This is a genomic window from Lentzea nigeriaca, assembly GCF_016907955.1.
Taxonomy (GTDB): Bacteria; Actinomycetota; Actinomycetes; order Mycobacteriales; family Pseudonocardiaceae; genus Lentzea; species Lentzea nigeriaca.
This window is the reverse complement of the sequence record NZ_JAFBCX010000001.1, coordinates 143,714-168,052: the sequence shown is the minus strand read 5'-3', so window position 1 is coordinate 168,052 and position 24,339 is coordinate 143,714. Positions and strand designations below refer to the sequence as shown.

31 protein-coding genes are annotated in these 24,339 nt (G+C 69.4%); 11 read left to right on the top strand and 20 right to left on the bottom strand.

The window, feature by feature from the left end; genetic code table 11:
• The first annotated feature begins 123 nt into the window (after positions 1-123).
• Positions 124-960, top strand: a complete 837-nt coding sequence (locus JOD27_RS46370; RefSeq protein WP_204760150.1) for a GNAT family N-acetyltransferase — start codon at positions 124-126, stop codon at positions 958-960.
• A gap of 261 nt (positions 961-1,221) precedes the next feature.
• Here JOD27_RS46370 and JOD27_RS00665 read toward each other — a convergent pair whose 3' ends face one another.
• From JOD27_RS00665 to JOD27_RS00655, 3 genes are read right to left on the bottom strand one after another with little or no spacing between them, the layout of a single operon-like run.
• Entirely contained in the window at positions 1,222-1,731 is a 510-nt protein-coding gene (locus JOD27_RS00665; protein ID WP_204760149.1) for a serine O-acetyltransferase, read from the bottom strand.
• Positions 1,731-2,606 (bottom strand): NAD(P)-dependent oxidoreductase, encoded by an 876-nt coding sequence (locus tag JOD27_RS46365; protein WP_307829783.1) that lies wholly within the window; start codon positions 2,604-2,606, stop codon positions 1,731-1,733. The genes JOD27_RS00665 and JOD27_RS46365 overlap by 1 nt, the downstream gene beginning before the upstream one ends.
• Positions 2,603-3,031, bottom strand: coding sequence for an ester cyclase (locus tag JOD27_RS00655; RefSeq protein ID WP_204760148.1), 429 nt, complete (start codon positions 3,029-3,031; stop codon positions 2,603-2,605). Before JOD27_RS00655 ends, JOD27_RS46365 begins: the two co-directional genes overlap by 4 nt.
• A gap of 227 nt (positions 3,032-3,258) precedes the next feature.
• Here JOD27_RS00655 and JOD27_RS00650 point away from each other — a divergent pair, with 227 nt between their 5' ends.
• The 6 genes from JOD27_RS00650 to JOD27_RS00625 are packed head-to-tail and all read left to right on the top strand — an operon-like array spanning position 3,259 to position 7,692.
• Positions 3,259-4,242 carry a medium chain dehydrogenase/reductase family protein gene (locus JOD27_RS00650; protein WP_307829781.1) on the top strand — a complete coding sequence of 328 codons (984 nt, stop codon included), beginning with the start codon at positions 3,259-3,261 and terminating at the stop codon, positions 4,240-4,242.
• An 11-nt stretch (positions 4,243-4,253) separates the two neighbouring features.
• On the top strand, positions 4,254-4,739 hold the full coding sequence (locus JOD27_RS00645) for a cupin domain-containing protein (RefSeq protein WP_204760147.1): 486 nt from the start codon (positions 4,254-4,256) through the stop codon (positions 4,737-4,739).
• A gap of 10 nt (positions 4,740-4,749) precedes the next feature.
• Positions 4,750-5,679, top strand: a complete 930-nt coding sequence (locus JOD27_RS00640) for an amidohydrolase family protein (RefSeq protein ID WP_204760146.1) — start codon at positions 4,750-4,752, stop codon at positions 5,677-5,679.
• On the top strand, positions 5,676-6,428 hold the full coding sequence (locus JOD27_RS00635) for an SDR family NAD(P)-dependent oxidoreductase (RefSeq protein WP_204760145.1): 753 nt from the start codon (positions 5,676-5,678) through the stop codon (positions 6,426-6,428). Before JOD27_RS00640 ends, JOD27_RS00635 begins: the two co-directional genes overlap by 4 nt.
• Positions 6,429-6,439: 11 nt before the next feature.
• Positions 6,440-6,823, top strand: a complete 384-nt coding sequence (locus tag JOD27_RS00630) for a SchA/CurD-like domain-containing protein (protein WP_204760144.1) — start codon at positions 6,440-6,442, stop codon at positions 6,821-6,823.
• Between the two features lie 8 nt (positions 6,824-6,831).
• Positions 6,832-7,692 (top strand): LLM class flavin-dependent oxidoreductase, encoded by an 861-nt coding sequence (locus JOD27_RS00625; RefSeq protein WP_204760143.1) that lies wholly within the window; start codon positions 6,832-6,834, stop codon positions 7,690-7,692.
• Positions 7,693-7,768: 76 nt separating this feature from the next.
• Here JOD27_RS00625 and JOD27_RS00620 read toward each other — a convergent pair whose 3' ends face one another.
• Genes JOD27_RS00620 through JOD27_RS00555 form a run of 14 tightly spaced genes read right to left on the bottom strand, consistent with a single transcriptional unit; the run spans position 7,769 to position 18,542 of the window.
• Positions 7,769-9,319 carry an FAD-binding protein gene (locus JOD27_RS00620; RefSeq protein ID WP_307829779.1) on the bottom strand — a complete coding sequence of 517 codons (1,551 nt, stop codon included), beginning with the start codon at positions 9,317-9,319 and terminating at the stop codon, positions 7,769-7,771.
• Entirely contained in the window at positions 9,312-9,767 is a 456-nt protein-coding gene (locus tag JOD27_RS00615) for a hypothetical protein (protein WP_204760142.1), read from the bottom strand. Before JOD27_RS00615 ends, JOD27_RS00620 begins: the two co-directional genes overlap by 8 nt.
• Positions 9,764-10,357: an NAD(P)-dependent oxidoreductase gene (locus tag JOD27_RS00610; protein WP_204760141.1), complete on the bottom strand. Its 594-nt coding sequence runs from the start codon at positions 10,355-10,357 to the stop codon at positions 9,764-9,766. The genes JOD27_RS00615 and JOD27_RS00610 overlap by 4 nt, the downstream gene beginning before the upstream one ends.
• A 12-nt stretch (positions 10,358-10,369) precedes the next feature.
• Complete coding sequence (locus JOD27_RS00605) at positions 10,370-10,840, bottom strand: anthrone oxygenase family protein (protein ID WP_204760140.1); 471 nt, start codon at positions 10,838-10,840, stop codon at positions 10,370-10,372.
• A complete protein-coding gene (locus JOD27_RS00600) occupies positions 10,837-11,163 on the bottom strand; it encodes an antibiotic biosynthesis monooxygenase family protein (RefSeq protein ID WP_204760139.1) in 327 nt (108 codons plus the stop codon). The genes JOD27_RS00605 and JOD27_RS00600 overlap by 4 nt, the downstream gene beginning before the upstream one ends.
• The gene (locus JOD27_RS00595) at positions 11,160-12,353 is read right to left on the bottom strand and encodes a beta-ketoacyl synthase N-terminal-like domain-containing protein (protein ID WP_204760138.1); all 1,194 of its coding nucleotides are present in this window, start codon (positions 12,351-12,353) and stop codon (positions 11,160-11,162) included. The genes JOD27_RS00600 and JOD27_RS00595 overlap by 4 nt, the downstream gene beginning before the upstream one ends.
• The gene (locus JOD27_RS00590) at positions 12,350-13,612 is read right to left on the bottom strand and encodes a beta-ketoacyl-[acyl-carrier-protein] synthase family protein (protein WP_204760137.1); all 1,263 of its coding nucleotides are present in this window, start codon (positions 13,610-13,612) and stop codon (positions 12,350-12,352) included. Before JOD27_RS00590 ends, JOD27_RS00595 begins: the two co-directional genes overlap by 4 nt.
• Complete coding sequence (locus JOD27_RS00585; protein WP_204760136.1) at positions 13,609-14,025, bottom strand: cupin domain-containing protein; 417 nt, start codon at positions 14,023-14,025, stop codon at positions 13,609-13,611. Before JOD27_RS00585 ends, JOD27_RS00590 begins: the two co-directional genes overlap by 4 nt.
• A 36-nt stretch (positions 14,026-14,061) precedes the next feature.
• Positions 14,062-14,520: an SRPBCC family protein gene (locus JOD27_RS00580; protein ID WP_204760135.1), complete on the bottom strand. Its 459-nt coding sequence runs from the start codon at positions 14,518-14,520 to the stop codon at positions 14,062-14,064.
• Position 14,521: 1 nt separating this feature from the next.
• The gene (locus JOD27_RS00575; protein ID WP_204760134.1) at positions 14,522-14,782 is read right to left on the bottom strand and encodes an acyl carrier protein; all 261 of its coding nucleotides are present in this window, start codon (positions 14,780-14,782) and stop codon (positions 14,522-14,524) included.
• Positions 14,779-16,146: an acetyl-CoA carboxylase biotin carboxylase subunit gene (locus JOD27_RS00570; protein WP_204760133.1), complete on the bottom strand. Its 1,368-nt coding sequence runs from the start codon at positions 16,144-16,146 to the stop codon at positions 14,779-14,781. The genes JOD27_RS00575 and JOD27_RS00570 overlap by 4 nt, the downstream gene beginning before the upstream one ends.
• A gap of 2 nt (positions 16,147-16,148) precedes the next feature.
• Positions 16,149-16,601, bottom strand: coding sequence for an acetyl-CoA carboxylase biotin carboxyl carrier protein (gene accB / locus JOD27_RS00565; protein WP_204760132.1), 453 nt, complete (start codon positions 16,599-16,601; stop codon positions 16,149-16,151).
• The gene (locus JOD27_RS00560; RefSeq protein ID WP_307829776.1) at positions 16,594-18,225 is read right to left on the bottom strand and encodes a carboxyl transferase domain-containing protein; all 1,632 of its coding nucleotides are present in this window, start codon (positions 18,223-18,225) and stop codon (positions 16,594-16,596) included. Before JOD27_RS00560 ends, accB begins: the two co-directional genes overlap by 8 nt.
• Positions 18,222-18,542: a TcmI family type II polyketide cyclase gene (locus JOD27_RS00555; RefSeq protein ID WP_204760130.1), complete on the bottom strand. Its 321-nt coding sequence runs from the start codon at positions 18,540-18,542 to the stop codon at positions 18,222-18,224. Before JOD27_RS00555 ends, JOD27_RS00560 begins: the two co-directional genes overlap by 4 nt.
• A gap of 190 nt (positions 18,543-18,732) precedes the next feature.
• Between JOD27_RS00555 and JOD27_RS00550 the strand changes: the two genes are divergently transcribed.
• On the top strand, positions 18,733-19,212 hold the full coding sequence (locus tag JOD27_RS00550; protein WP_204760129.1) for a nitroreductase family deazaflavin-dependent oxidoreductase: 480 nt from the start codon (positions 18,733-18,735) through the stop codon (positions 19,210-19,212).
• Between the two features lie 215 nt (positions 19,213-19,427).
• Here JOD27_RS00550 and JOD27_RS00545 read toward each other — a convergent pair whose 3' ends face one another.
• From JOD27_RS00545 to JOD27_RS00535, 3 genes are all read right to left on the bottom strand, one after another.
• The gene (locus JOD27_RS00545; RefSeq protein WP_204760128.1) at positions 19,428-19,565 is read right to left on the bottom strand and encodes a hypothetical protein; all 138 of its coding nucleotides are present in this window, start codon (positions 19,563-19,565) and stop codon (positions 19,428-19,430) included.
• Between the two features lie 99 nt (positions 19,566-19,664).
• On the bottom strand, positions 19,665-20,321 hold the full coding sequence (locus JOD27_RS00540; protein WP_204760127.1) for a response regulator: 657 nt from the start codon (positions 20,319-20,321) through the stop codon (positions 19,665-19,667).
• A gap of 40 nt (positions 20,322-20,361) precedes the next feature.
• Entirely contained in the window at positions 20,362-21,123 is a 762-nt protein-coding gene (locus tag JOD27_RS00535) for a sensor histidine kinase (RefSeq protein ID WP_204760126.1), read from the bottom strand.
• A 694-nt stretch (positions 21,124-21,817) separates the two neighbouring features.
• On the opposite strand from JOD27_RS00535, the gene JOD27_RS00530 reads away from it, so the two are divergent.
• From JOD27_RS00530 to JOD27_RS00520, 3 genes are all read left to right on the top strand, one after another.
• On the top strand, positions 21,818-22,801 hold the full coding sequence (locus JOD27_RS00530; RefSeq protein WP_239566266.1) for a thiamine pyrophosphate-dependent dehydrogenase E1 component subunit alpha: 984 nt from the start codon (positions 21,818-21,820) through the stop codon (positions 22,799-22,801).
• A 122-nt stretch (positions 22,802-22,923) separates the two neighbouring features.
• Positions 22,924-23,946 (top strand): alpha-ketoacid dehydrogenase subunit beta, encoded by a 1,023-nt coding sequence (locus JOD27_RS00525; RefSeq protein WP_204760125.1) that lies wholly within the window; start codon positions 22,924-22,926, stop codon positions 23,944-23,946.
• Positions 23,943-24,338, top strand: coding sequence for a nuclear transport factor 2 family protein (locus tag JOD27_RS00520; protein ID WP_204760124.1), 396 nt, complete (start codon positions 23,943-23,945; stop codon positions 24,336-24,338). The genes JOD27_RS00525 and JOD27_RS00520 overlap by 4 nt, the downstream gene beginning before the upstream one ends.
• Position 24,339 lies beyond the last annotated feature (1 nt).

Here is a 24,339-nt window from a genome sequence, read left to right as displayed (position 1 = left end):
GCCAGGTGCCCCGCCGGGCTGGGAACCTGGCCCGGTCCGGCTGGGACTGCAGCCCATTGCCCGCGGAACTCGGAAATGCCTAGCGTCGGAAACGTCGACGACAACGGGAGGAAGCCAATGCGGGTGAGGTCGACGACCGACATCGAGGAGTTCCGGGAGAAAGCCGGCCCGGCACTGCTGGAAAACCCGGTCGACAACAACATTCTGCTTTATCACACGTTCGACCCGTCCGGGCTGCTACCCGGCGACGGCCCCGCGAAGCCGTACTGGGTGGAGGACTCCGGAACCGTCCTCGGCGCAGCCTGGGTCGCCGCGCCGTACCGCCTGACGATCACCGACATGCCCACCGCCGCGGCCTCCGCACTCGCCGAGGAGATCGCGAAGCAGGAGCCGTGGGTGCCGGGCGTCAACGGCCCCACCGAGGCGACCGCGACCTTCGCCACCCGCTTCGCCGAGGTCGCCGGCAAGACCGCGACCCCGGAACGCGACCAGTGGCTCATGGTGTGCACCGACGCCACTCGGATCACCCAGATCCCCGGCGCACCCCGGCTCGGCCGCCCGGACGAGATCGACACGGTCGCCGAGTGGTTCTCCACCACCATGCGCGACAGCGGCATGGCCCAGGAGGACATCCTGCGCTACATGAAGCACATGGTCGCCGACCAGGTTGATGGCGACCGGCTGATCCTGTGGGAGCACGACGGTGCCGTCGTCGGCGCCGCCGGCCGGGCCCGGCCCATCGGTGGTGTCGTGCGGCCGTCCGGGGTGTTCGTGGCGCCGGAGCACCGACAGGGCGGGTACGCGGCCGCATTGCTCGGCGAGGTCACCGCGCGAGCGCTCGAAGAGGGCGCCGAGGCGTGCACCTGCCTGCACTTCCTGCAGTACGCGGCGATGCAGGCGGTCGTGGAGAAGGTCGGCTACCGGCACGTACGCGACCTGACCGAGTACCGGTTCGCCTGAGATCGCCCTGGTTCCCTCGAAAGCTGCCGGCCGCGGCTCGCACCCCGGCCGGTGGACACGTGGCGGTGGGCAGCAATGGGGCGCGGCGGCACCGAACCCCACACCCACCGCCACGTTGACGTCCTCCATCGCTGACGTCCTGGTCGGCGTCCTTCGTCGCTGACGATCCGCGTCGACCTGGTGTCCCCCACCCCGCGACACCGTTGGCGCAAGGTCCGCTTCACCAACCAGTCCGGCGCCGACGCGCCTGAAGGCAGGCGATCACTGCGCCTGAACGCAGGTGACCACGGCGCCACGCCGGACGTCGCGCAGCACCAGGGACTGGGCCTCGATCACGGCGTCGTCACCGACCGTCAGCGGCCCGAGCAGGGACGCGTTCGGGTGCACCACGACGCGGTTCCCGAGGCGCGGATGCCGGCGCTGGCCGGGCGCGCGGGCGTTGTCCCGCCACCACCCCACGGCGCCGAGCGTCACCTGCTGGCACAGCACGACGTCGTCACCGACGATCGCGGTCTCGCCGATGACGACGCCGTTGCCGTGCGCGATGAAGAGCCGTCTGCCGAGCGTGGCACCGGGATGGATCTCCACGCCGCCGGACAGCAGCCTGCCCAGGTTCGACAGCAGCCGGGCGAGGATCCGGTGCCGGCGCAGCACGTGCGCGATCCGGTACGTCCACATCGCCACGACCGACGGGTAAAGCAGTGCCTGAGCGACCGTGCATCCGGTGTGGCGTCGGACCGTGCGCAAATCCTCGCGCAGCAATGCGAACATCAGCTCGATACGCCCGCCATCCGCTCGACCTCCGCGAGCACCGCGGCGCAGTCGAGCTCGCCGTGGCCGGAGTTCAACGCGGACGTGAGCACCTCGTAGCTGGCCTGCGTCGCGGGCATCGGAATGCCGAGGCGGGCCGCGTCGGCGAGGGCGAGCATCAGGTCCTTGCGCATCAGGGCGAGGCGGAAGTCCGCGGGAGCGAACGCCCGGCGGGCCATCACGCCGCTCTTGAACTTCATCACCGGCGAGCTGTAGCCGCTGGCGGCGATCATCTTGATCAGCACGTCCCGCCGCAGGCCGGAGCGTTCGCCCAGCACGACCGCTTCCGCCAGCGCCTGCATCTGCACGCCCATCAGCAGGTTCATCGCCACCTTCGCGGTGGCGCCCATGCCGTGGTCGCCCAGGTGCACGATCTCCTTCGCCAGCGGGTCGAGCACCGGCCGCAACGACTCGACGTCCGCGGCATCGCCACCGATCATGAACCGCAGCTCACCGGTCGCGGCGTGCTGGGCGTTGCCGAGCACACAGGCGTCGAGAATCCGGTGCCCCTGCTCGGAGACGCGTGCCGCCAGCGCGCGTGCCGCATCCGGTGAGACCGTGCTCATGTCGGCGATCAGCAGGTTCTCGCCTGTGGTCAGCGCACCCGACGGGCCGAACAGCATCTCCTCGACGACATCACCGGTCGCGAGGCTGAGCAGCAGCACGTCCGCGACGCGGGCGACCTCGGCCGGTGAGGACGCGACCTTGGCGCCGCGTTCGGCCAGCGCCTCCGCCTTCGCGGCGGTCCGGTTGTGGACGACGACCTCGAAACCGGCGTCGAGCAGGCGGTTCGCCATGCCAGAGCCCATCGAGCCGAGGCCGAGGAAGCCGATCACGGCCGGCCACCGGGCGCGAGCACCCCGATCTCCATCAGGATCCGCGGCATGTCGTCGCTGATCCACGACTCGACGACCTTGCCATCCACGACGCGGTGCATGTCGACGCCGGACACGTGGAACGACTTGCCCGTCGGCGGCATCTCGCCCAGCTTGCCGGTGTGGGTGCCGGTCGTGCTGAACCGGTGCGCGACGTACTCGCCGTCAGCGATCATGTGCTCGATCGTGCAGTGGAAGTCGGGGAACGACTGACGCCAGAAGCCGACCGCCGCCTTGAACGCGCCAGGGCCGGGCGGCAGGTCGAGGCCGCGGGCGTGGACCACGTAGTCGGGTGCGAACACGTCGTCGACGAAGCTCACGTCCCCCGCGTTCAGCCCCTGCTCGGTGATGTACCGGACGAGCTTCATGTTGTCCTCTGTGGACATTCGCAACCTCCGTGGGATCCAGGTCTGCTTCGACGGTGGCGCCCGGCGCATCCCGCTGTCGTGAGCCTGGAGTCCCACCGGCGAAGGGAACGCTCTTCAGCGCGGCCGGGCAGGGTGTCCCCCGGCGCCGGGAATAGCCGCCGCTGTCGTTGAACCGCGTGACGCGCCACTGCTAGGCAGTAGGGGCAGGGAAGTTCCGCGCGCAACCCGATCGCCGGGAGGCCATCGTGCTCGCTCGACATCTCACCGTGACCGGACCGGACACCATGCAGGCGCAGGCGACCGCGCTCGATCCGCCGGCGGCGGGTGAGGTGATCGTCCGAGTCGAGGCAGCCGGGGTCTCCTACGGGGACATCCTGCTGCGCAAGGGAGTCATTCCCGGCTCGCCGAAACCGCCGTTCGTCCCCGGTTACGACTTCGCCGGTGTGATCGAGAAAACCGGTGCCGGAGTGGCGCTCGCACCGGGCCGGGCGGTCGCCGCGCTCGTGCCGACCGGAGGGTACGCGGAACGGATCAAGGTGTCCGCGGACCGGTTGGTGCCGCGTCCAGAGGGCGCGTCCGCCGTCGAGTCCGCCGCGATCGCGTTGAACTACTTCATCGCATACCAGATGCTGCACCGCGTCGCGAAAGTCGAGCCGGGACAACGAGTTCTGGTGCACGGCGCCTCCGGTGGCGTCGGCGTGGCGTTCCTGCAGCTCGCGCAGCTCGCCGGGGTCGAGGCCTACGGCTCCGCCTCCGCAGCCAAGCTCGACGTGGTGCGCAAGTACGGCGGCATCCCGATCGACTACCGCGCCCAGGACTTCGTTCAGGTGCTGCACGGCAAACCGGTGGACGCGGTGTTCGACGCCATCGGTGGATCGCACTTCAACAGGTCGTCGTCGGTGCTGCGGCGCGGCGGAATCATGGTCGGCTACGGCCAGAGCGCCGCGTTGGTCGACGGCAAGCCCAACATGCTGATCGGAGCGAGGGGTTTCCTCGGCGGGATCGTACTGCCGAAGCTCGTGCCGAACGGCAAGCGCACCACGTTCTACAACGCCTGGAGCCTCGACGACGCCGCCTACCGCGAAGACCTCGCCATCGTGCTCGGTCTGCTGGCGACGGGCAAGGTCGAGCCGCTCATCGCCAAGACCGTGCCGCTGACCGAAGCCGCACGGGCCCAACAGGAACTCGAGGACGGCACGGTCACCGGGAAGATCGTTCTCGTGCCGTAGAGGGGAAAGCCATGTCGGAAGTGAAACCGTTCACGGTGTCTGCGGAGCAGAGCCGGGCCATCTGGCACATGGGCGCGCTCATGCAGTTCCGCGCCACCAGCGCGGACACAGGCAACCAGTTCTGGCTCGCCGAGCAGACCTCGCACCAGGGCTACGCGTCACCGCTGCACGTGCACAGCAAGGAGGACGAGACGTTCCACGTCCTCGACGGCGAGGTCAGCATCGAGATCGACGGCGTGCTGCACAACGCCGGTCCGGGCACCACTGTGTTCGCGCCGCGCGGGCTGCCCCACTCCTACAAGGTCGAGTCGCCGGTCGCGCGCTGGCTCGTGCTCGGCACACCCGGTGGGTTCGACGGCTGGTTCTTCGACACCGGCAAGCCGGCCGAGCGGCTGGAGGTGCCGGCGTTCGACCCGGCCGACTTCCCCGACTTCGGCGACGTGATCGCGTCCGTGCAGCGCTACGGCGGCCAGGTCCTCGGCCCGCCGCGCGCGTGAGGAGACCCCGATGATCATCGACGTGCACGGGCACGTGACGCCGCCCGCACTGCTCAAGCGGTTCCCGATGCCGCCGAGCCTCGGCGACGTCGCGGGGATGATCGAGCAGAAGGCCGCGCTCGGCATCGACCTCACCATCGTGGGCAGCCCGGTCGGCGCGGGGACCATGGTCCCGATGCCCGGCCTGGACAACTACGCCCAGCCCGCCGACGAGCTGGAGTCGTTCCACGACTGGGTCGGCGAGACCGTGCGGGAGCACCACGAGCACCTGCGCGGGTACGTCTACGTCAACCCGCTCGACGAGGACCTGGTCGAGCGGGCCGCGAAACGGCTGGCGCAACAGGAGTTCGTCGGTCTCATCGCCAACACCAGCGTGCGCGGCACCTACCTGAACGATCCGCGCGCCGACCAGTTCTTCGCGCTGGCGGCGGAAACCGGCGCGCCGGTGCTGCTGCACCCGCCGGCCGAACCCGTCGGTTCCGCTCCGATGAACGGCCACCTCGGGCTCATCGAGCACGTGACGCGGCCGTGCGACATCACCTGCGGGATCGCCGCGATCCTCTTCGCCGGCTGGCTCGACAAGTACCCGTCGCTCAAGCTCATCGCGGCCAACGCCGGTGGCGCGCTGTCGTTGCTGCGGGAGAAGCTCGACCTGGCCCAGCACCGCGCGAAGCCGGGACCACCGGGGCCGCCGGCTCCGGTCACCGACCCGGCGAGCGGCTGGTTGCGGCGCATCCACGTCGACACGGCGACGCCGTCCGCGCTGGCGCTGTCGGCGGCGGCCGAGGTGTTCGGCACCGACCGGCTGCTGTTCGGCACCGACTCGCCGCCGCTCACCGCTCCGCTCCAGTCCGGTGTGGACATGGTGCGGGCGCTGCCGGACGAGCGGCTGATCTTCGCCGAGAACGCGCGGCGGCTCTTCGGGTTGGAGGGATCATGACCGAGCTGAGCGGGCAGCGGGCACTCGTCGTCGGCGGCTACGGCGGCATCGGCAGCGTGATCAGCGAACAGCTCGCCGAACGCGGCGCCACCGTCGCCGTGGCGGGCCGAACCAGGGACAAAGCCGTTGAGCTGGCGGAGAAACTGGGTGGCTCCTCGATCGGCAGGCAGATCGAGATCACCTCCAGCGCCAGTGTCCGCGAGGTCGTCGCCGACGTCGTCGCCACGCTGGGCGGCATCGATCTGCTGGTCAACTGCGCCAGCAAGCTGGAGACGATCCCCGCGGAGAAGTTCCCGGAGAACGAGTGGCGAGCCATCCTGGACGCCAACCTCACCGGCGCATTCCTGCTGTCGCAGGAGGTCGGCAGGCACATGATCGCGGCCGGCGTGCCCGGCCGGATCGTGCACCTGTCGTCCGTGCGCAGCGCCGCCGGGGGCCGGCGCGGGTTCTCCGCGTACGGCGCCAGCAAGGCAGGCCTGAACCTCCTCGTGATGCAGCTCGCGACCGAGTGGGGGCGACACGGCATCACGGTGAACGCGGTCGCGCCCGGCTTCGTGCGCACCGAGTTCGTCGAGCAGGCCAGCGGCGACGGCAGCTTCCTGAACATGATCAGGCAGCGCATCCCGCTCGGCCGGTTCGCCGAGGCCGAGGAGGTGGCGAGCGCGGTGCTCTACCTCGTGTCGCCACTGGCCAGGTTCATCACCGGACAAGTGATCTTCGTCGACGGCGGCGTGACCGCCAGTTCCTGAAAGGAAGGGCCATGTCGCAGTGGCACGCGTTGTACTACCCGCTCAAGGCGGGCAGCGAGGAGACTGTGAAGGAGCTGTTCAAGGCCAGTGGGCGGCCTCAGTTCGACGTCCGTGACGACCAGGGCAACGTCGCCGGACGGCTGCTGGGCACGATGGCGTTCGTGGGCAAGGAGATGGCCGTGCGGGTCATCGAGGTCGAGGGCCCGATCCCGTTGGTGGCCGCGCACATGAGCCGCCAGCCGGAGGTCAAGGAGTTCGAGCGGCAGCTCGAGGAGCACTTGGCGGTGCCGCGCGACATGGTCACCCCCGAGGGCGCCCGCAAGTTCTTCCGCGACGCGGCACTGGAGTGCGTGCTGGCTCGCCGGCACGATCAGCCGCTCGAGACGGCGAACTGAGGTCCGAAGTGGACTTCGGACTCGCACTGCCGAGCTCGGTGCCCGGCAGCACCGCACAGGACCTCCTCGACTGGTCGGTCGAGGGCGAGCGGGCGGGGTTCTCCTCGCTCGCCGTCCTCGACCGGCTCGTGTACGACAACTTCGACTGCCTCACCACGCTGGCCGCGGCCGCGGCCGTGACCGAACGAGTGCGGCTCACCACGGCCATCCTGATCGGCCCGCTGCACACCAACACCGCCTTGCTGGCCAAACAGGTGGCGACCGTCGACCGGATCTCAGGCGGCCGGCTCACGCTCGGCATGGCCGTCGGCGCACGGCCCGACGACTTCAAGGCGAGCGGCGCCGACCACGCGCGGCGCGGCCGCAACTTCACCGCACAGCTGGAAGAGCTGCGCAGGATCTGGGCAGGTGAACGCCGCGGCATCGCGGGCGCCATCGGCCCCGCACCCAGCCGTCCCACCGGTCCGGAGCTGATCCTGGGCGGGCACGCGCCGGGCGCGGTCGCGAGGGCCGCGCGGTTCGGCGACGGCTGGATCTCCGGCAGCGGTGGTGTCGGCATGTTCACCGGCGGCGCGGCGGCGTTCCGCGCCGCGTGGCAGCAGGCAGGTCGCACCGGGAAGCCGCGACTGCTGGCCCTCGCGTACTACTCACTCGGTGACCGGGCCGAGGAGAACGCCAAGGCCTACATCGACGACTACTACGGCTTCGCTCCCCCGTACGCGCAGGCAGTGCTCAGGGGCACGAGCATCGGCGAGGAAGCCGTGGCCAGAACCCTGCGCGCCTACGAGGAAGCCGGCTGCGACGAGGTGCTCCTGGTCCCCTGCTCCTCCGACCTCGACCAGGTCAAACGCCTGACCGCGGTCCTCTGACGGGACTTCGGGCAGGATGACCGGCACCTGCCGTGAGGGGTGCCTCCAGATCTCGGGAGGCACCCCTCACGGCTGATCAGGCCCGGATGGACAGGGTGTGCTGGAAGACGTTGCGGGGGTCCCAGCGGGCCTTGACGCGTTGCAGCCTCGGGTAGTTGTCCTTGTAGTACAAGGTGTGCCAGGGCACGCCCGAGGTGTTCCAGCGCAGGTCGGCGAGGTCGGCGTCCGGGTAGTTGATGTAGGAGCCGTCGGTGGTGTCGTCCGGCACCGGCACGCCGCCCGTCGACGCGTACATGTCGCGGTAGAACGTGCGAATCCACGTCAGGTGCCGGTCGTCCTCCGCCGGATCGGCCCAGTAGACCTGGTAGGCGGACTTGATGGCCGAGTCCCGTTGCGCCACGGCGGTCGCCGACGGCGCCACGGTGTTCACCTGGCCGCCGTAACCGATCATGACGAACAACGCGTTGGGATTGTGGTAGTCCGGCGTGGTCAGGTACCGGTACGCGGTCGCGATCTGCCCGTCGGACAAGCCCTTGCGCAGGTACGCGGCCTTGAACTTGAAGCGGCGCGCGATCAGGTCACCGTCCCCGCCGCCGCGCCACGAGGCCGCGTAGAGCCACGGCATCGGCGTCGGCCCGGTCACGAACGGCTGCAACGGCACGCCGTCGCCAAGCGCGGCGTGGTAGTCGGCCAGCAGCCGGGCGGCGTCGGGGGTGGCGGCGTCGAAGTGCGTGCCGACGACCACTCCCCCTGACGACGACCGGTGCGGCACGCCCATGCCGCTGAACAGCCCGGTGTACGGGCTGCCGGGAGCGCTGTTGCGTTCGTACCAGGTGCCGAAGTTGTGCAGCAGCCTGCTGAACGCGGCCTCGTTCAGCCCGCTCCACGGCCACACGAGCGACGAGTACAGCAGCGTCGCGGGTGGCCGCGGCAACTCCGGGCCGAGCCAGTACCGCGTCACGATGCCGAAGTTGCCGCCACCGCCGCCGGTGTGCGCCCACCACAGGTCGCGGTTGGGGTCGTCCGGTTCCCTGGTCGCGACGACGGTGCGGGCGGTGCCGGAGGCGTCCACCACGACGACCTCCACGCCGTACAGGTGGTCGACCACGCAGCCGTGTCGGCGGGACAGCATGCCGTAACCGCCGCCGAGGATGTGTCCGCCCGCTCCGACCGTCGGCCACGCGCCGGCGGGCAGCGTCACGCCCCAGCCCTTGAACAGGGTCTCGTAGACCTCGCCGAGCGTCGCGCCCGCCTCGACGGCGAACGCGCCACGGGAGGTGTCGTAGTAGACCCCGTTCATCGGGGACATGTCGATGACCACGCGCACCGACGGGTTCGCCACGAAGTCCTCGAAGCAGTGACCACCGCTGCGCACCGCGATCCGCTTGCCCGCCCGCATCGCCTCGGACACCGCGCGCACGACCTGGTCGGTCGACCCGACCAGCCGCACGACGTCGGGTGTGCCGACGAACCGGTGGTTGTCGCCGCGCACCAGGTCCGGATAGCGGATGTCATCCGGCCGTACGGAGATCGGCCCGAACGACGACGCCGAGGCGGGCGGTGCGAACAGAGCCGCACCACCCGCCATCGCGCCGCCGAGCAGAAATCTTCTCGTCACCTCAGCCACGGCCCACCGCCACCGGTTCGCGCGTGCCGCTCTTCCCGAAGCGCCCCTTGGGTTTGTAGACCGACAGCAGGGTGATCAGGGTCAGTTTCACCAGCTGCAGCACCAGCCCGGCCAACGCGAGCCAGTGCTCGCCGGACGAGATCCACGGCACCAGCAGGAACTGCGCGAACCCGAGCGTCGCGAGGAGCAGGCCCAGCTTCTTGACCACCCACGTGTGCCGGAACAATCCCCACGTCGACGTCAGCGCCGCCACCACACCGGTGATCAGGGCCACGAACAACGCCGGGATCGCGACCGTGCTCAGCAACAGGTCGTCCACGCGGACCAGCGACTCGTCGCCAGACGACAGCGCGAACACCAGCAGGGCCACCATCACGACCGTGATGCCCAGGCTCAGCGTCGACCCGAGCACGTGCAGTGCGACGAGCGCCTTGCGTCGGCCGTTCATCGTTGCCCGGTCAGCGTGACCGTTCCCCGGTACAGCGAGCTGTCGTCCACATGGGACACGAGGTACGCCGCCAGGTCCGCGACGCTCACCGGCCGTTCCGGTCCGCGCACGGTGCCCGGCACCGCGACGACCCGCCCGGTCGCCGGGCCGTCGTACAGCCTGGCCGTGCGCACCACGGTCCAGTCCAGCGAGCTGTGGTGCAGCTCGTCCTCCATCCGCTCCAGGTCGAGGAACGGGTTGCGGTACAGCTTGTGCACGAAGAACCGCAGCGCGATCTTGCGCGTCAGCGGAGCGCCGGGGGCGATGTGCACGGCGCTGGGCATCACCGCGAGGACGCGTTTCACGCCGGCCGAGTCCATCGCCGCGACCACGTTGGCCATGCCCATGGACCGCACGATCGACGGCCCGCGGCCGGGCTTGCCCGCGGCGAAGATCACCGCGTCCGCACCGTCGACGAGCTCGGCCGGGATCGGTTCCCGCACGTCCAGGTCGGCCTGGGACAGCCCGGTCACCTCGTGGCCCTCGGCACGGGCCCGTGCAACGACGGCGCGACCGATCCGGCCGGTGGCGCCGAAGACAACGAGACGCATCTCCACCACTCCTCAGGCGAGCTGACCGACGAATGCGGCAACGAAGGCACCGACCGCGACGATCGCGCCGTAGGTGCGGATCTCGTGGGCGACGTACCACCTGGTCCTCTTGCGCGACCAGCCGTTCGCGGTGCGCTGCGGGCTCCACTTCTCGATCTGCCGCCAGATCGGGCGGTTGAAGCCCTCCGAGGTGATGCCGACGACGAGCATGCCGATCGCGCCAACGATGAACATCGCGCTGACCGCCACCGACGGCGCCATGAACGCCGCCCAGACACCGAGGCCGGCCGCGATCACGCCGTTCCACACCGCGATTGGGTGGAACACGTGCATGTCGATCAGTTGGCAAACGGTGACGTACTGGCCGTACGGCAAGGAGTTGAGCATCGGCAGGATGGACGTCTTCATGATCCACAGCGTGCCGAGCTGGATGCCGGCCGCGGCCAGCACCCAGACCGTCAGTATTCCCATCAACGTGTTCACGGCGAGTCCTCCGCATCGCGCCGGGTTGTCTGGCAACGGACGTTGAACCGGATCGAGCGGGCCTCGGACATGCACTCGCGCATCGGGCGCACGAGCGTGCGATGGTCCGGGCTGCGCTCCCATGCCTCGAAGGACTCGATCGAGTCCCACTCACTGGTGATCAGCCACTGCTCCGGGTCGGCAGGCGACTGGCACACCTGGTCCACCAGGTGTCCCGGCACGCCCTCCGCGACCTCGTAGCGGATCTTCTCGTAGGCCGTGAGGAAGTCGTCCGCCCGCTCCTCCGGCACCCTGATCAGGAACACCACCCGCGCCTTGGTCACGCCGCCCTCCTCAACACGACCGAGCTGTTGTACCCGTCGAACCCGCGCGCACCGATCAGCAGCTTGTCCACAGTGGACGAGGTGGTGGCCGGCACGAAGTCGAGCTCGCACCCCGGTGCCGGCTGTGTCACACCCGTGCTGACCGGCACCGTGTTGTGCCGCAGGGCCAGCACCGCCGTCACCGCGTCGAGCGCGGCGCCGCCCTGGTACATGCGGCCGGTCAGCGGCTTGTGCGTGGTGACCGGCACCGAGCCGAACACGTCGCGGATCGCCTCCGACTCGGCGCGGTCGTACTCCGGGACGCCCAGCGCGTCCGGGATCACGACGTCGACCTCCTCCGGACGGGTGGCCGAGCGGTCGAGCGCCAGCCGCATCGCCCGGCCGTACTGCCGTGACGACGGCTGACCCGCGTGAGTCCCGTCGTGGGTCGAGCCCCAGCCGGCGATCTCGGCGTAGATCACGGGCGCGCCCCGCGCCAGCGCGTGCTCGAGATCCTCGACCACCAGCACCGCGCCGCCCTCGCCGGGCACGTAACCGGAGGCGGCCGCGTCGAACGGCCGGTACTCGTCGGCAGGGCTGAGCCGGCCGGACGCGAGCTGACAGGCCAGCGCGTACGGGCACAGCGGTGCCTCGAGCCCACCGGTCAGCACGATCGGTGTACCCCTGCTGACGAGCCGCGCGGCGTGCTGGAGACTGTCCAGCCCACCGGCGCTCTCCGACACCAGCACGTTGCTCGGCCCCTTGGCCTGGTGCCGGATCGACAGCTGACCCGTCGTGGCCGCGTAGAACCACGCGATCGACTGGTAGGCGCCGACCCGGCGTTCCGGTTTGCTCCACAGCTTCTGCAGCTCGGACTGGCCGAACTGGTTGCCGCCCGACGAAGCGGCCTGCACGACGGCGAGGTCGTACGGATCCACAGTGGACAGGTCGAGTGCCGCATCGGCCAGCGCCTGGGCTGCCGCGTCGAACCCCATCCACGTCCACCTGTCGGTCTGCACCAGCAGCCGCCCGTCGACATCGCCCTTGACGTCGCCCTCGACCTGGCCCGCGGTCCTGGTGCCGTACCGCGACGCGTCGAACAGGGTGATCGGGCCGACCCGCGACTCCCCGGCGCACACGGTGTCCCAGTGCTCCGCGGCGCTGCGGCCGCTCGGTGCGACCACGCCGATCCCGGTGATGACCGCGGTCATGTCACCGCCTCCAGCCGTTGGAAGATCATCGCGGACTGGAAGCCGCCGAACCCGCTGCCGACCGAGAGCGCGACGTCGACCGGCAGCTCGCGCGCCGTGTTCGGGGTGTAGTCGAGGTCGCACTCGGGATCGCGGTTGGCCCAGTTCGCCGTGGGAGGAACGGTGTTGCCGCTGATCGCCAGCGCGCACGCGGCCATCTCCAGCGCGCCGATCGCGCCGAGCGAGTGCCCGATCATGGACTTGATCGAGCTGATCGGGACGCGGTAGGCGTGCTCACCGAGCGACCGCTTGAACGCGGCGGTCTCGTGCCGGTCGTTCTGCCGGGTTCCCGAGCCGTGCGCGCAGATGTACGACACGTCCTGCGGGTCGAGCCGCGCCTGGCGCATCGCGTGATCGATCGCGACGGACATCTCGATGCCATCCGGCCGCAACCCGGTCATGTGGAACCCGTTGCTGCGCGCGGCATATCCGGTGACCTCGCAGTAGATCGGCGCGCCACGGCGCCGTGCGTGCTCCAGCTCCTCGAGGATCAGCACGGCCCCGCCCTCGCCGAGCACGAACCCGGTGCGGTCGCGGTCGAAAGGGCGCGACGCGCGTTCGGGGTGGTCGTTGTCCGGCGTGGTGGCCTTGATCGCGTCGAACGACGCCGCGGTGACCGGGGACAGCGGTGACTCCGCCGCTCCGGTGATCACCACGTCGGCCTCGCCGTCCTGCACCAGCTGATGTGCGTACCCGATCGCGTCGATGCCGGACGTGCAGCCGGTCGACACGACCTGCACCGGCCCGTGCGCGCCGTAGCGCACCGCGACGTCGGCCGCGAGACTGCTCGGCACCAGCGCCTGGTACAGGAACGGGCTCGCGTAGGCCGGGTCGACCAGCCAGTCCCGGCCGGTGTCGCTCAGCACGACGTACTCGTTCTCCAGCGCTGTGGTTCCGCCCACCGCCGAGCCGAGCACGACACCGGTGCGGTCGAGCAGCTCCTCGTCGAACTCCAGACCGCTCTCGGCGACCGCCTCTGCCGCGGCGGCAAGTGCGAACTGCACGTACCGGTCGCATCGCCGAATGTCCTTTGCGGACAGTCCGGCCTCCACGGGGTCGAAGTCGCACTCCGCGGCCACCTGGGACCGGAACGGCGTCGGGTCGAACAGGCTGATGCGTCTGGTCGCGGTGCGTCCGTCGGTCAGCATCGACCAGAACGCCTTGCGGTTCACGCCACCGGGTGCGACGACGCCGATGCCGGTGACGACGGTTCGCCTCACCGCTGCCTCGCGGTGAACGCGGCGGCTTCCTCGGCGGTCTCGGTGTCGACGTGCCCGAGCTCGGGCCGCGGCGCGAGCGGGCCCAGGTGGAACACCGCCCGCACGACCTCGGTTCCGTTGTTGCGCAGCCGGTGGCGGGTGTTGATCGGCACCAGCACGCCCTCGTCGGGTCCCAGCTCGACCGGCTCGCCGTCGAGGTCGACGGTCAGCTTCCCGGACACGACGTACAGGAACTCCTCGCTGTACGGGTGGTAGTGCTCGGCGATGCTCTCGCCGGGCTGGACGGTCGCCACGCCCATGAACCCGGAGGTGCTCCCGACCGTCGCCGGTCCGAGCACGACCCGGATCTCCGCGCCACGCCGGCGATTGGGCTCGCAGTCGCTCCAGGCGACAGTCTTGTGCGTCGTGGTCATCTCGATGTTCTCCCAAAGAGAGTCGGCCGAAGAGGGTCAGACGGCCGACGTCGCGACGGTCTCGATCTTCTTCTTGATCACGTCCATCTGGATGCGCGAGTTGGTGTTGATGCGCTTGACCATCGCGTCGTCGTCGACCGGCGCGGTCGGCTTCATGTGGAAGTCCTGCACCCACGTCATGCGGGTGCCACCCGGTTCCTCGCTGTAGGTCCAGTGGATGTTCATGTACTCGAACGGCCCGGTTTCGACGCGGTGCGCGTGCACCTGCTTCGTGGCGATGTCGCTGGTGCGTTCGCTGACCCAGCTCCACACCTTGCCGTTCTCGTCCGGATGCATGGTGAGCCGGAACCGGACGGTGTCGCCCTGCTGTTCCAGAACCTCGACCGCCGCGTACTCGGTGTAGAGGTCCGGCCAGCCCGCCACGTCGTTGGTGATGTCCCAGACCAGCTGGAACGGCGCGTCGATCAGGATGCTCTGCTCGGTGTGTCCCGCCACGTCAGTTCGCCTCCGCGATCTCGGCGCCGATGTGCTCGACGATCTGCGGGATGCTCATGTCCAGCGACTCCTCCGGAATGCGGACGCCGTAGCGGTCCCGCACCACGGCCTGCAGCTCCATGCACGCGAGCGAGTCGAGCCCGAGCTCCTCCAATGTGGCGTCCTGCGTGCCGTCACCGATGAGGTCGGGTGACAGGCCCGCGCTGCGCACGAGGATGTCCTCGATCTCCTTGACGAGACCGCGATCCTGGAAAACTGTCACTGCGCTACCTCCTGCTGGTTCGCCCGCATCCGTTCCACCAGACCGGTGTCGTGCTCGGCCTTGCGGAACTCGGGCTCTGCCATCACCTGGCGCAGGAACGGGATCGTCGTCGCGACCCCGCCTCCCGCGATGTCGAACTCGGCCAGTGCCCGGTCCATCCGGTTGATCGCCGTCTCACGATCCGGCGCCCAGACGACGACCTTCGCGAGCAGCGAGTCGTAGTGCGGACCGAGCACGTATCCCGCGAACGCGTGCGTGTCGATCCGCGTGAACGGACCTCCGGGCACGTCGAAGCGGTCGAGCGTTCCCGGCGTCGGCACGAAGTCGCGCGCCGGGTCCTCGCCGTTGACCCGGCACTCCACGGCGACGCCGGTCAACGCGATGTCCTGCTGGGTGATCGCGAGCGGATGACCCGCCGCGACGAGGAGCTGTTCGCGGACCAGGTCCACCCCGGTGATCATCTCGGTGACCGGGTGCTCGACCTGGATCCGCGTGTTGACCTCCATGAAGTAGAAGTTCTGGCGGTCGTCGACCAGGAATTCGAACGTGCCGACACCGCTGTAGCCGACCTTCGTTGCGGCCGCGACGGCCGCGGTGGCCATCGCGTCGGCCGTGGCCGGGGTGAGCGCCGGCGCAGGGCCCTCCTCGATCAGCTTCTGGTGCCTGCGCTGCACCGAGCAGTCGCGCGTGCCCAGATGCACGCCGTTGCCCTGCCCATCGCACAGCACCTGCACCTCGACGTGCCGGGCCTTGGCCAGGTACCGCTCCAGGTAGACGCGTTCGTCACCGAACACGACCCGCGCGGTCCGGCGCGCCCGCTGGTAACCCTCGTCCAGCTCGGCGTCCCCGTTGACGACGACCATGCCCTTGCCGCCACCGCCGGCGGACGCCTTGATGATCACCGGATAACCGATGTCGTTCGCTGTGGCGCGGGCGTGCTCGACGGTCGGGCTCGGTTCCACGCTGCCCGGCAGCAACGACAGGCCGGCAGCCCGCATGATCCGCCGCGCGGACGACTTGTCGCCCAGCTCGCTCATCACCTCGGAACGCGGGCCGATGAACGTGATGCCCTGCGTCGCGCACACCTCGGCGAAGTCCGGGTCCTCCGAGAGGAATCCGTAGCCGGGGTGGATGGCGTCCGCACCGGTCTGCAACGCCGCCTCGATCACGGCCGGGATGCTCTGGTAGCTCCGCGCACCCGGCGCGGGTCCGATGTGGACGGTTTCGTCGAAATGCCTGAGGTAGCGTGGATCGGCGTCCGCGGACGAGTGCACCCCGACCGTGCCGATGCCCAGCTCACGACACGTTCGTGCCACCCGCAGCGCGATCTCGCCGCGGTTCGCGATCAGCACCTTGCCGAACATCTCTACTCCTCGGCCTTGACCCGCAGCAGCGGCTGGCCGAACTCGACCGGCGCCGCGTCCTCGACCAGCACCTCGACCACGACTCCGGACACGTCCGAGTCGATCGGGTTGAACAGCTTCATCGCCTCGATCACCGCGATCGGCTGCCCGGCCTTGACCACGGCACCGACCTCGACGAACGGCGGTGCGTCCGGGCTCGGCGCGCGGTAGAAGGTGCCGACCATGGGCGAGCGCACCAGCACGCACTCGTCGGTCTCCTCGGCCTCCTGAGCGGGTTCCGGTACCTGCCCGGTCCCGACCGGTGCGACAGCCTGTTCGGGCTGCGGCTGCCACTCGACCTCGATGGTCGCGTCACCGACGCTCACGCTGACCCTGCGCAGGGTGCCGCGCAGGCCGTTCGCGAGCCTGCTGGTGTGCTCGCGCAGCTCGGCGAGACGTGCCGCGGTCTCATCCATCCACCTCACCGCCTTCGGAGATGAGCAGGCCGACCGTTCCGAACGCGCGGAACCGGTCCCTGCGTGAGCCGATCAGGTCCTCACGCCCGTTCAGCTCGGCGAACGCCGCCGTCACGGCGGTGCGGATGTCCGCCGGTTCGGGCAGCACGCCGTCCACGACGCCGAGCTCGAGCAGCTCACGTGCGGTGATCCGCAACGCGCGCGCCGCCTCCGGAGCGGCTTTGGCGTCACCCCAGAGGATCGACGAGCAGCCCTCCGGGCTGATCACCGAGTAGACGCTGTTCTCGAACATCAGCACCCGGTCGGCGACGGCCAGCGCCAGCGCGCCGCCGCTGCCGCCCTCGCCCGTCACCACCGTCACGATCGGCGTGTCCAGCTCGAACATGCGCAGGACGTTCGCCGCGATCGCGAGCGACTGGCCGTGTTCCTCGGCGTCCTGGCCGGGGAAGGCGCCGGGAGTGTCCACAAAGGCCAGAATCGGGATGCGCAGCCGGGCGGCGAGCTCCATGACCCGCAACGCCTTGCGGTAGCCCTCTGGCCGCGGCATCCCGAAGTTGCGCGCCACCAGCTCCGCCGTCTCGTGCCCCTTCTGGTGTCCCACCACCGCGACCGGCCTGCCGTCGAGCGTGGCGAAGCCGGCGACGATCGCGGGGCAGTCCGCGGCGAGCCGGTCACCGCGCAGCTCGACGAACCCGTCCAGCGCGGTGCTGATGTGGTCGAGCGCGGTCGGCCGCGCGGTGTCCCGTGCCGCGGTGACGACGTCCCAGGAGTCCCGGGACGGCAGGGACTTCGCGGAGCGCACCAGGCCGTCGTCGTCCCGCTCGGTCACCCATTCGGCGCCGCCGGAGGTCGCGGCGAACAAGGCGCCGAGCCAGCCGGGAAGGTCCCGCCGGTGCAGCACGGCGTCGACCTGGCCGTGTGCCAGGAGGAACGACGCGGTCTGGAAGTCCGCCGGCAGCTTCTGCTTGATGGTCTGCTCGATGACCCGTGGCCCGGCGAAACCCATCCGCGCGCCCTGCTCGACGACGATCACGTCGCAGTTCGTCGCGAACGACGCCGCGACGCCGCCGTAGGTCGGGTCGGTCACCAGGCTGACGGTGAGCAGCCCGGCGTCGCGGACACCGGCGATCGCCTGGCTCACCTTGGCCATCTGCATGAGCGCGAGCACGCCCTCCTGCATGCGCGCACCACCGGAGGCCGTCACGATCAGCAGCGGAACACGTTTGCGCACAGCGGTTTCGGCGGCCCTGGTGATCAGCTCACCGACCGCGGCGCCGAGACTGCCGCCCATGAACCGGAAGTCCATGACCGCGAGCGACACGGCACGGCCAGCGATGCGGCCGGTGCCGCACAGCACCGCGTCCGGCAGCCCCGTCTCGGCGCGGGCCTTGGCGAGCCGCGCCCGGTAGTCGGGGAATCGCAGCAGGTCGGTGACCACGGCCCTCGTTCCAGCGGGCACGAACGTGCCGGCGTCGACGAGCTGCTCGATCCGTTCGGCGGCGGTGAGCCGATGGTGGTGCTCGCAGTCCGGGCACACCCCGAGACAACGCGCGAGCTTCTTGGCGTAGTGCAGGGTCCGGCACCCGGCACACCGCTGCCAGTCGAGCGCCTGCGCGGTCGTCACGGCCGCTCCCACAGGTAGAACCGCTGCGCCTGCGCGTCTTTCGGCGACCGCCAGGTGGGCAAGTACGGCGTGACGTAGGGGCTCAGCAGCTCGCTCACCCGCTTGAACTCGGGGTGCCGCCGCGCCTCCTCCACCGCCTCCTGCCCGGTTTGCTCGGTCTCGAGCAGGTGCACGTACAGATCGCCGAGCCGCCAAAGGGACCGGTGCAGCACGCCCGCGACGTCCGGCAGGTCGGTGCGGTCGGACTCCGCGAAGATCTCCGCGACGCGTTCCTCCGCGCCGGGAGCGATCTTCGCGACGATCAGTGACCTGTTCATGAATCCCGCCCTTCGAGTGTCTGCTGTGGACCGCCTCGAGTTCGAGTTCACTCCCCCTCAATCCCACCGTCGTGAGCCGACCGTCCTCCGCGCCGTGGGACTTCTTGCCCGCCACCGTCTTTCACGACGTGACAGGTTGAGTGGGACGCACGGGTGGGTATCCCTAAGCTCGAACCGAGGGGAGGCGTTCATGAACCGATCCACCGGCCTGCCGCCAGAGGGCAAGCGCGGCAAGCAGCTCAGCTCCTTCGACCGCTTGCTCGCACGGTTCTTCACCGGCACCCACCGCGCCATCCTGAAGCTGACGGGTGGCCGGGTCATGTCCACCATGGGCGGCAACAAGCTCGGCATCCTGACCACGATCGGCCGCAAGTCGGGCCAGCCGCGCAGTCATCCGGTGATCACCATCCCGGACGGCGAGAACCGGCTCGTGGTCGCGACCAACGCCGGCGCCGCGAACCACCCGTCCTGGGTGCGCAACGCGCTGGCCAACCCGGAGGTCGAGCTCACCATCGACGGGCACACCCGCAAGATGCGCGCACAGTTGCTCTCGTCCGACGAGAAGAAGCAGTTGTGGCCGCAGCTGGTGCAGTCCTATCGGCTCTACGACACCATGCAGAACAAGACGGACCGTGACATCCCCGTCGTCCGCCTCACCCCAACGCGCTAGTGTCCCGCGCCGGAGATCCGGCAACGAAGTCGTTCCTCACTACCCGGCGTGTCCAGCCACGACACGCCGGTGCTGAAGAGTACGCGGGGAGCTTTCGTACTCTCGGAGCGGACGAAAGGCCCCCGCGTGCCAAAGAAGCAAGACTGGGCTTCTGCTACGGATTTCCGGCGCGGGACATCTAGTGGCGAGCCTTTCCATCGTCGCGATCGGGTGCGTCAGGTGCCGCCGTCGTGCAGGCGCGCGAGTACAAGGGAGGCTTGGCCGACGGGTGTGAACCGGCGCGGGCGGGAACCGATCGCGGCACGGTGGCGGCGGATCAGGCGCGCGAGGTGGTCGAGGGTGCGATGGGACAACGTGATCCTGGCTGGGTGGAACAGAGCTTCGCCATGTTCGGCCGCGCCCACCCACAAGATCAGGGTGGAAGAGGCTCGGTGCTTTTCGCGCGGAGAACGTCAGTGGCCCAGGCCGGCTCGGCGGGCCTGGACGGCGGCCTCGGTGCGGTCGTAGAGGCGTAGCTTCGCGAAGATCCGTGACAGGTAGTTGCGCACGGTCTTGATCGAGAGGTCGAGGTCGCGTGCGATGGCCGCGTTGCTCTTGCCGTCGGCGACGAGCTCCAGCACGGCGCGTTCGCGGTCGGTGAGCTCGGGGAACGGCTTGCCGGACGCCTGCGGCTTGGTCAGGTACTCGACCACCCAGTCCGAGACGTACGGGTCGAACAGCAGGCTGCCGGAGCAGACGGTGTCGATCGCCCGGTTGACGTCCTCGGTGGTGGCGCCCTTCAACAGATATCCGCGGGCGCCCGCGCGCATCGCCGCGAAAAAGGTTTCTCTGTCCTCCAGCATCGTCACGATGATCACGGAGGTGTCGGGGCATTTGCTGGCGATTGTCTTGGTCGCCTCGATGCCGTTGATTCGGGGGAGATTGACGTCCATCAGCACCAGGCGCGGACGCAGGCGATACGTCATGGTCAACGCCTCCGTCCCGGTGCAGGCCTCCCCGACCACTCTGAGTGACTGGATCCCGCTCAGTAATGTGCGCAGGCCGGAGCGGTAGACCGGGTGGTCGTCCGCGATCAGAATGTCGACCAGGTCACCTGCATGGCTGTTCATGAGATCCCCTGCGAAAAGGCAATCGGCCAGTACTCGTTGTTCAGCTCCGGTGTGCGGTCAGCGGCACTGCCGCACTCACCGCGAATCCACGCGGCTGTCGCGGGCCGACCCGGCACCAGCCTCCGCGTTCACGCGCACGTTCCACCATGTTCATCAACCCGGAACCGCGCGATGTGCGTTGCGCAGGGAATCCGACACCGTCATCTTCCACCCGAACGCACAAATCGCCGCCACGCACCGTCACCGAAACTGAGCTAAACCTGGCATTCGAGTGTTTCAAGACATTCGTGAGTGCTTCGCGAACGATCCAGAACACCGCCGCGCCCGCGCCTCGGTCGCGCGGGTGGAGGCGGTCCACCTCGGGGGCGACCTCCGCGGTGATCCGCACGCGGTCGCCGACGACCCGGTTCATCCTGGCGACCATGGTCCGCACCGCGACGCCGATGCCGGCGCCGGTAGGCCCGTCGCAGGCGACACCGTCCCGGCTCGACGCGATCCCCCTGATCTGCTGTACCAGCGACAACGTCTCCGCACGCACGTCCTCGAGCAACTGCCGCGCCTCGGCCGGGTCGGTCTCCAGCAACCGCTGGGCCGCCTCGACCTGCATGCTCACGCCGACGAGCGCTGAGCCCACCTGGTCGTGCAGGTCACGACGCAAACGGACGAGCGCGTCACGGTCTGGGCACCTCTGCCGGGCGGACGGGCTGTGATCGTCGAGCGTCTCGTCGCTGGCCGCTAACCAATTGACGACACTCATTGCGAACCAACCCCCCGAGTATGCCAGCAGATCACCCCACAGCAAGCGCCGATTTATGTGATCGACGCAAATCTCAAAATAGCATCACCCCTGTCGGTCTGCAACGGACTGCGATTACGACCTGTCGATCAGTTACAACGGTGACACACCGTCGCGCAACACCGCCCTCTTCGGTCGGTACTCCCATCTCACGCAGGGTCATTCAGCTCCGAACGGCCGAATAGTAGACGATTCAACCGGACGAGTGAACCGCCATGTTCGTAGCCAATTCCAGGGCGGGCGGAATCAAATTCCGGATAATTCCGGGCAATTCGGACACGAGTCGCCGCATGGAATCCCCGGCACGGACGGGCAACCACCATTGACGCCGAGAGTGACGTCCCGGATGGTCCGGGAATTCGCCCGTTCGCCGCAGGAAGAGCGTCCCAGATCGATTGGGACCAATCCCCCCGCGGCGGGGACCGGCGCACCGGTCAACATTTGCGCCGGCACCGCGAGCAGCCAGTTCGCAATCGCCGCGTCCCACTCCTGAAGTTGACCTTGCCGCACTCCCCGCGATGATTGCGGAGTGCAGTCGAAAGAGCCGGTTGCCGTTACAGGAAGTGATGGATAGATTCGGCCGACGAGAACGCCGGAGCGCAAATATCCCGGCGAAGTCAAACGATATTAGTGCACGACGAAATGAGACGCGGCTGACCGCGGGCCGACACAGCGCAACGGCATCGAGGGGCGTGGAACCATGCCGGACCACCCGAGGCCCGACCGGGCCGAACTGATCGACATCTACCGCACCATGCGGACGATCCGCGAGTTCGAGGAGCGAGTGCACACCGAGTTCCCCGGCGGCGAGATCCCCGGCGCGGTGCACCTCTACGCGGGGCAGGAGGCGGTCGCCACCGGCGTGTGCACCGTCCTGACCGGCGACGACTACATCGCGAGCACACATCGCGGACACGGCCACGCCATCGCGAAGGGCTGCGACGTCACCGCGATGATGCTGGAGATCTACGGCAGGGCCGGCGGCCTGTGCGGCGGCAAGGGCGGTTCGATGCACATCGCCGACTTCGGCCGCGGCATGCTGGGCGCCAACGGGGTCGCGGCCGGCGGGGTCCCGCTGAGCTGCGGTTCCGCGTTGTCGGCCAAGGTGCGCGGCACCGACCAGGTGTCCGTCGCGTTCGTCGGCGACGGCGGCGCCAACCAGGGCGCGTTCGCCGAAAGCCTGGTCCTGGCGGCGGTCTGGCAGCTTCCGATCGTCTTCGTCGTCGAGGACAACGGCTACGCGCAGGCCACCGGAACCCGATTCCACCTGGGCGGCAAGGACATCGCACCCCGCGCCGAGGCACTGGGCATCCCGGCGGCCGTCGTGGACGGCTACGACGTGCTCGCCGTGCGGGAAGCCGCCGCCGGCGCGGTGCAGCGGGCGCGCAGCGGTGGCGGGCCGACTTTGCTGGACTGCAAGGCACACCGGTTCTTCGGCCACATGGAGGGCTGGGACCAGCAGGCCTACCGCGCCGAGGGCGAGGTGGACCGGCTGCGCGCCGAACAGGACTGCCTGCAGCTCTTCGCGATCCGCGCGCTCGAGGACGAATGGCTCACGACCGCCGAGATCGCCGAGATCGACGCCGCCGTGCGGGCCCTGATCGACCACGCGGTCGAGGAAGCCAAGTCCGCCAAGGATCCCGACATCAGCGAGCTGCTCACCGACGTCTACGTCACCTACTGAGCCCGCTGACCGGCTCGCGGCGACTCGCCCGGCAACCGGATGGCTCGTCCAGCACCGGACCGAGCGCCCACCGGACCGAGTCGCCCACCCATCTGATTCGTCCACCAACTGGGGCGGAGAACATGACACGAGTTCTGTCCTACCTACAGGCCGTCGGCGAGGCGCTGCGGCAGGAGATGCAACACGATCCGTCCGTCGTGGTGTTCGGCGAGGACAACATCGGCGGCACCGGCTGCGACGGCAGGCTCGGCAACGCGTGGGGACCCACGCAGGGGCTGCACGAGCACTTCCCGGACCGGGTCTTCGACACGCCGATCACCGAGGCCGCGTTCGTCGGTGCCGCGGTGGGTGCCGCGGCGACCGGGCTGCGGCCGGTCGCGGACCTGCTGTTCGTCGACTTCGCCGGCGTCTGCTTCGACCAGATCCTCAACCAGGCGGCCAAGCTGCGGTACATGACCGCGGGCAAGGCGCGGGTTCCCCTCGTACTGCGGGCGATGTACGGCGCGGGCATGCGGCGCGGCGCGCAGCACTCGCAGGTGCTGTACCCGATCTTCGCGCACGTCCCGGGGCTCAAGGTCGTGCTGCCGGCCACGCCCGCCGACGCCAAGGGTCTGATGGCGGCGGCGATCCGGGACGACGACCCGGTGATCTTCTTCGAGCACAAGATGCTCTACTTCAGCCACGGCGAGGTGCCGGAGCCTCCGTACGTCGTGCCGCTCGGCCAGGCGCGCATCGCCCGCCCCGGCCGGGACTGCACGATCGTCGCGCTCGGCCGCATGGTCGCCGAGGCGGAGAAGGCGGCCGACGTGCTGGCCGCCGAGGGTATCGAGTGCGAGGTCGTCGATCCGCGCACGATCTCACCTCTGGACATCGAGACCATCTACGACAGCGTCCGCCGGACCGGGCACCTGGTGGTGGCCGACGAGGCGACCCCGCGCTGCGGCGTGGCGGGCGACATCGCGGCACTGGTCGCGGAGCACGCGTTCCACGCATTGCGCGGACCCGTGCGCACGGTGACCGCGCCGCACGCCCCGGTTCCGTTCACCCCCGCGCTGGAAGACGCGTACACGCCCGGCGCCGACCAGATCGTGACCGCGGTCCGCGCCACGATCCCCGCCTTCGCAGGACAGGAGCGAGCGTCATGACCGATCACCCCAATGTCGAGCTGATGCGCAAGGTCTACGACGCCTTCGGTGTCGGTGACGTCCAGACCGCCGGCTCGTACTGGCACGAGAACTCCGTGCACCACTACCCCGGCCGCAGCCCGCTGTCCGGCGAGCACCACGGGCTGGAGGAGTCGATCGCCTTCGCCACCAAGATGTTCGAGCTGACCGACGGCAAGATCCAGATGGACGTGCTGGAGATCGGCGCGAGCGAGAACCACGCGTTCGCACTGTTGCACACCAAGTACGAGCGCAAGGGCGTCGCGCTGGAGATGCCGTTCGTCAACGTGGCGCGCATCGTCGACGGCAAGATCGCGGAGTTCTGGACCTACCCGAACGACCTGTACACCATCGACGAGTTCTGGAACTCGTGAC

Coding starts and splice junctions, on each gene's coding strand:
- JOD27_RS00635 (WP_204760145.1), top strand. CDS start 5,676: ATGACCGAGCTGAGCGGGCAGCGGGCACTCGTCGTCGGCGGCTACGGC.
- JOD27_RS00570 (WP_204760133.1), bottom strand. CDS start 16,146: ATGTTCGGCAAGGTGCTGATCGCGAACCGCGGCGAGATCGCGCTGCGG.
- JOD27_RS00610 (WP_204760141.1), bottom strand. CDS start 10,357: ATGCGTCTCGTTGTCTTCGGCGCCACCGGCCGGATCGGTCGCGCCGTC.
- JOD27_RS00665 (WP_204760149.1), bottom strand. CDS start 1,731: ATGTTCGCATTGCTGCGCGAGGATTTGCGCACGGTCCGACGCCACACC.
- JOD27_RS00540 (WP_204760127.1), bottom strand. CDS start 20,321: ATGAACAGCCATGCAGGTGACCTGGTCGACATTCTGATCGCGGACGAC.
- JOD27_RS00640 (WP_204760146.1), top strand. CDS start 4,750: ATGATCATCGACGTGCACGGGCACGTGACGCCGCCCGCACTGCTCAAG.
- JOD27_RS00555 (WP_204760130.1), bottom strand. CDS start 18,542: ATGAACAGGTCACTGATCGTCGCGAAGATCGCTCCCGGCGCGGAGGAA.
- JOD27_RS00585 (WP_204760136.1), bottom strand. CDS start 14,025: ATGACCACGACGCACAAGACTGTCGCCTGGAGCGACTGCGAGCCCAAT.
- JOD27_RS00520 (WP_204760124.1), top strand. CDS start 23,943: ATGACCGATCACCCCAATGTCGAGCTGATGCGCAAGGTCTACGACGCC.
- JOD27_RS00655 (WP_204760148.1), bottom strand. CDS start 3,031: ATGTCCACAGAGGACAACATGAAGCTCGTCCGGTACATCACCGAGCAG.
- JOD27_RS00525 (WP_204760125.1), top strand. CDS start 22,924: ATGACACGAGTTCTGTCCTACCTACAGGCCGTCGGCGAGGCGCTGCGG.
- accB (WP_204760132.1), bottom strand. CDS start 16,601: ATGGATGAGACCGCGGCACGTCTCGCCGAGCTGCGCGAGCACACCAGC.
- JOD27_RS00550 (WP_204760129.1), top strand. CDS start 18,733: ATGAACCGATCCACCGGCCTGCCGCCAGAGGGCAAGCGCGGCAAGCAG.
- JOD27_RS00530 (WP_239566266.1), top strand. CDS start 21,818: ATGCCGGACCACCCGAGGCCCGACCGGGCCGAACTGATCGACATCTAC.
- JOD27_RS00645 (WP_204760147.1), top strand. CDS start 4,254: ATGTCGGAAGTGAAACCGTTCACGGTGTCTGCGGAGCAGAGCCGGGCC.
- JOD27_RS00595 (WP_204760138.1), bottom strand. CDS start 12,353: ATGACCGCGGTCATCACCGGGATCGGCGTGGTCGCACCGAGCGGCCGC.
- JOD27_RS00630 (WP_204760144.1), top strand. CDS start 6,440: ATGTCGCAGTGGCACGCGTTGTACTACCCGCTCAAGGCGGGCAGCGAG.
- JOD27_RS00615 (WP_204760142.1), bottom strand. CDS start 9,767: ATGAACGGCCGACGCAAGGCGCTCGTCGCACTGCACGTGCTCGGGTCG.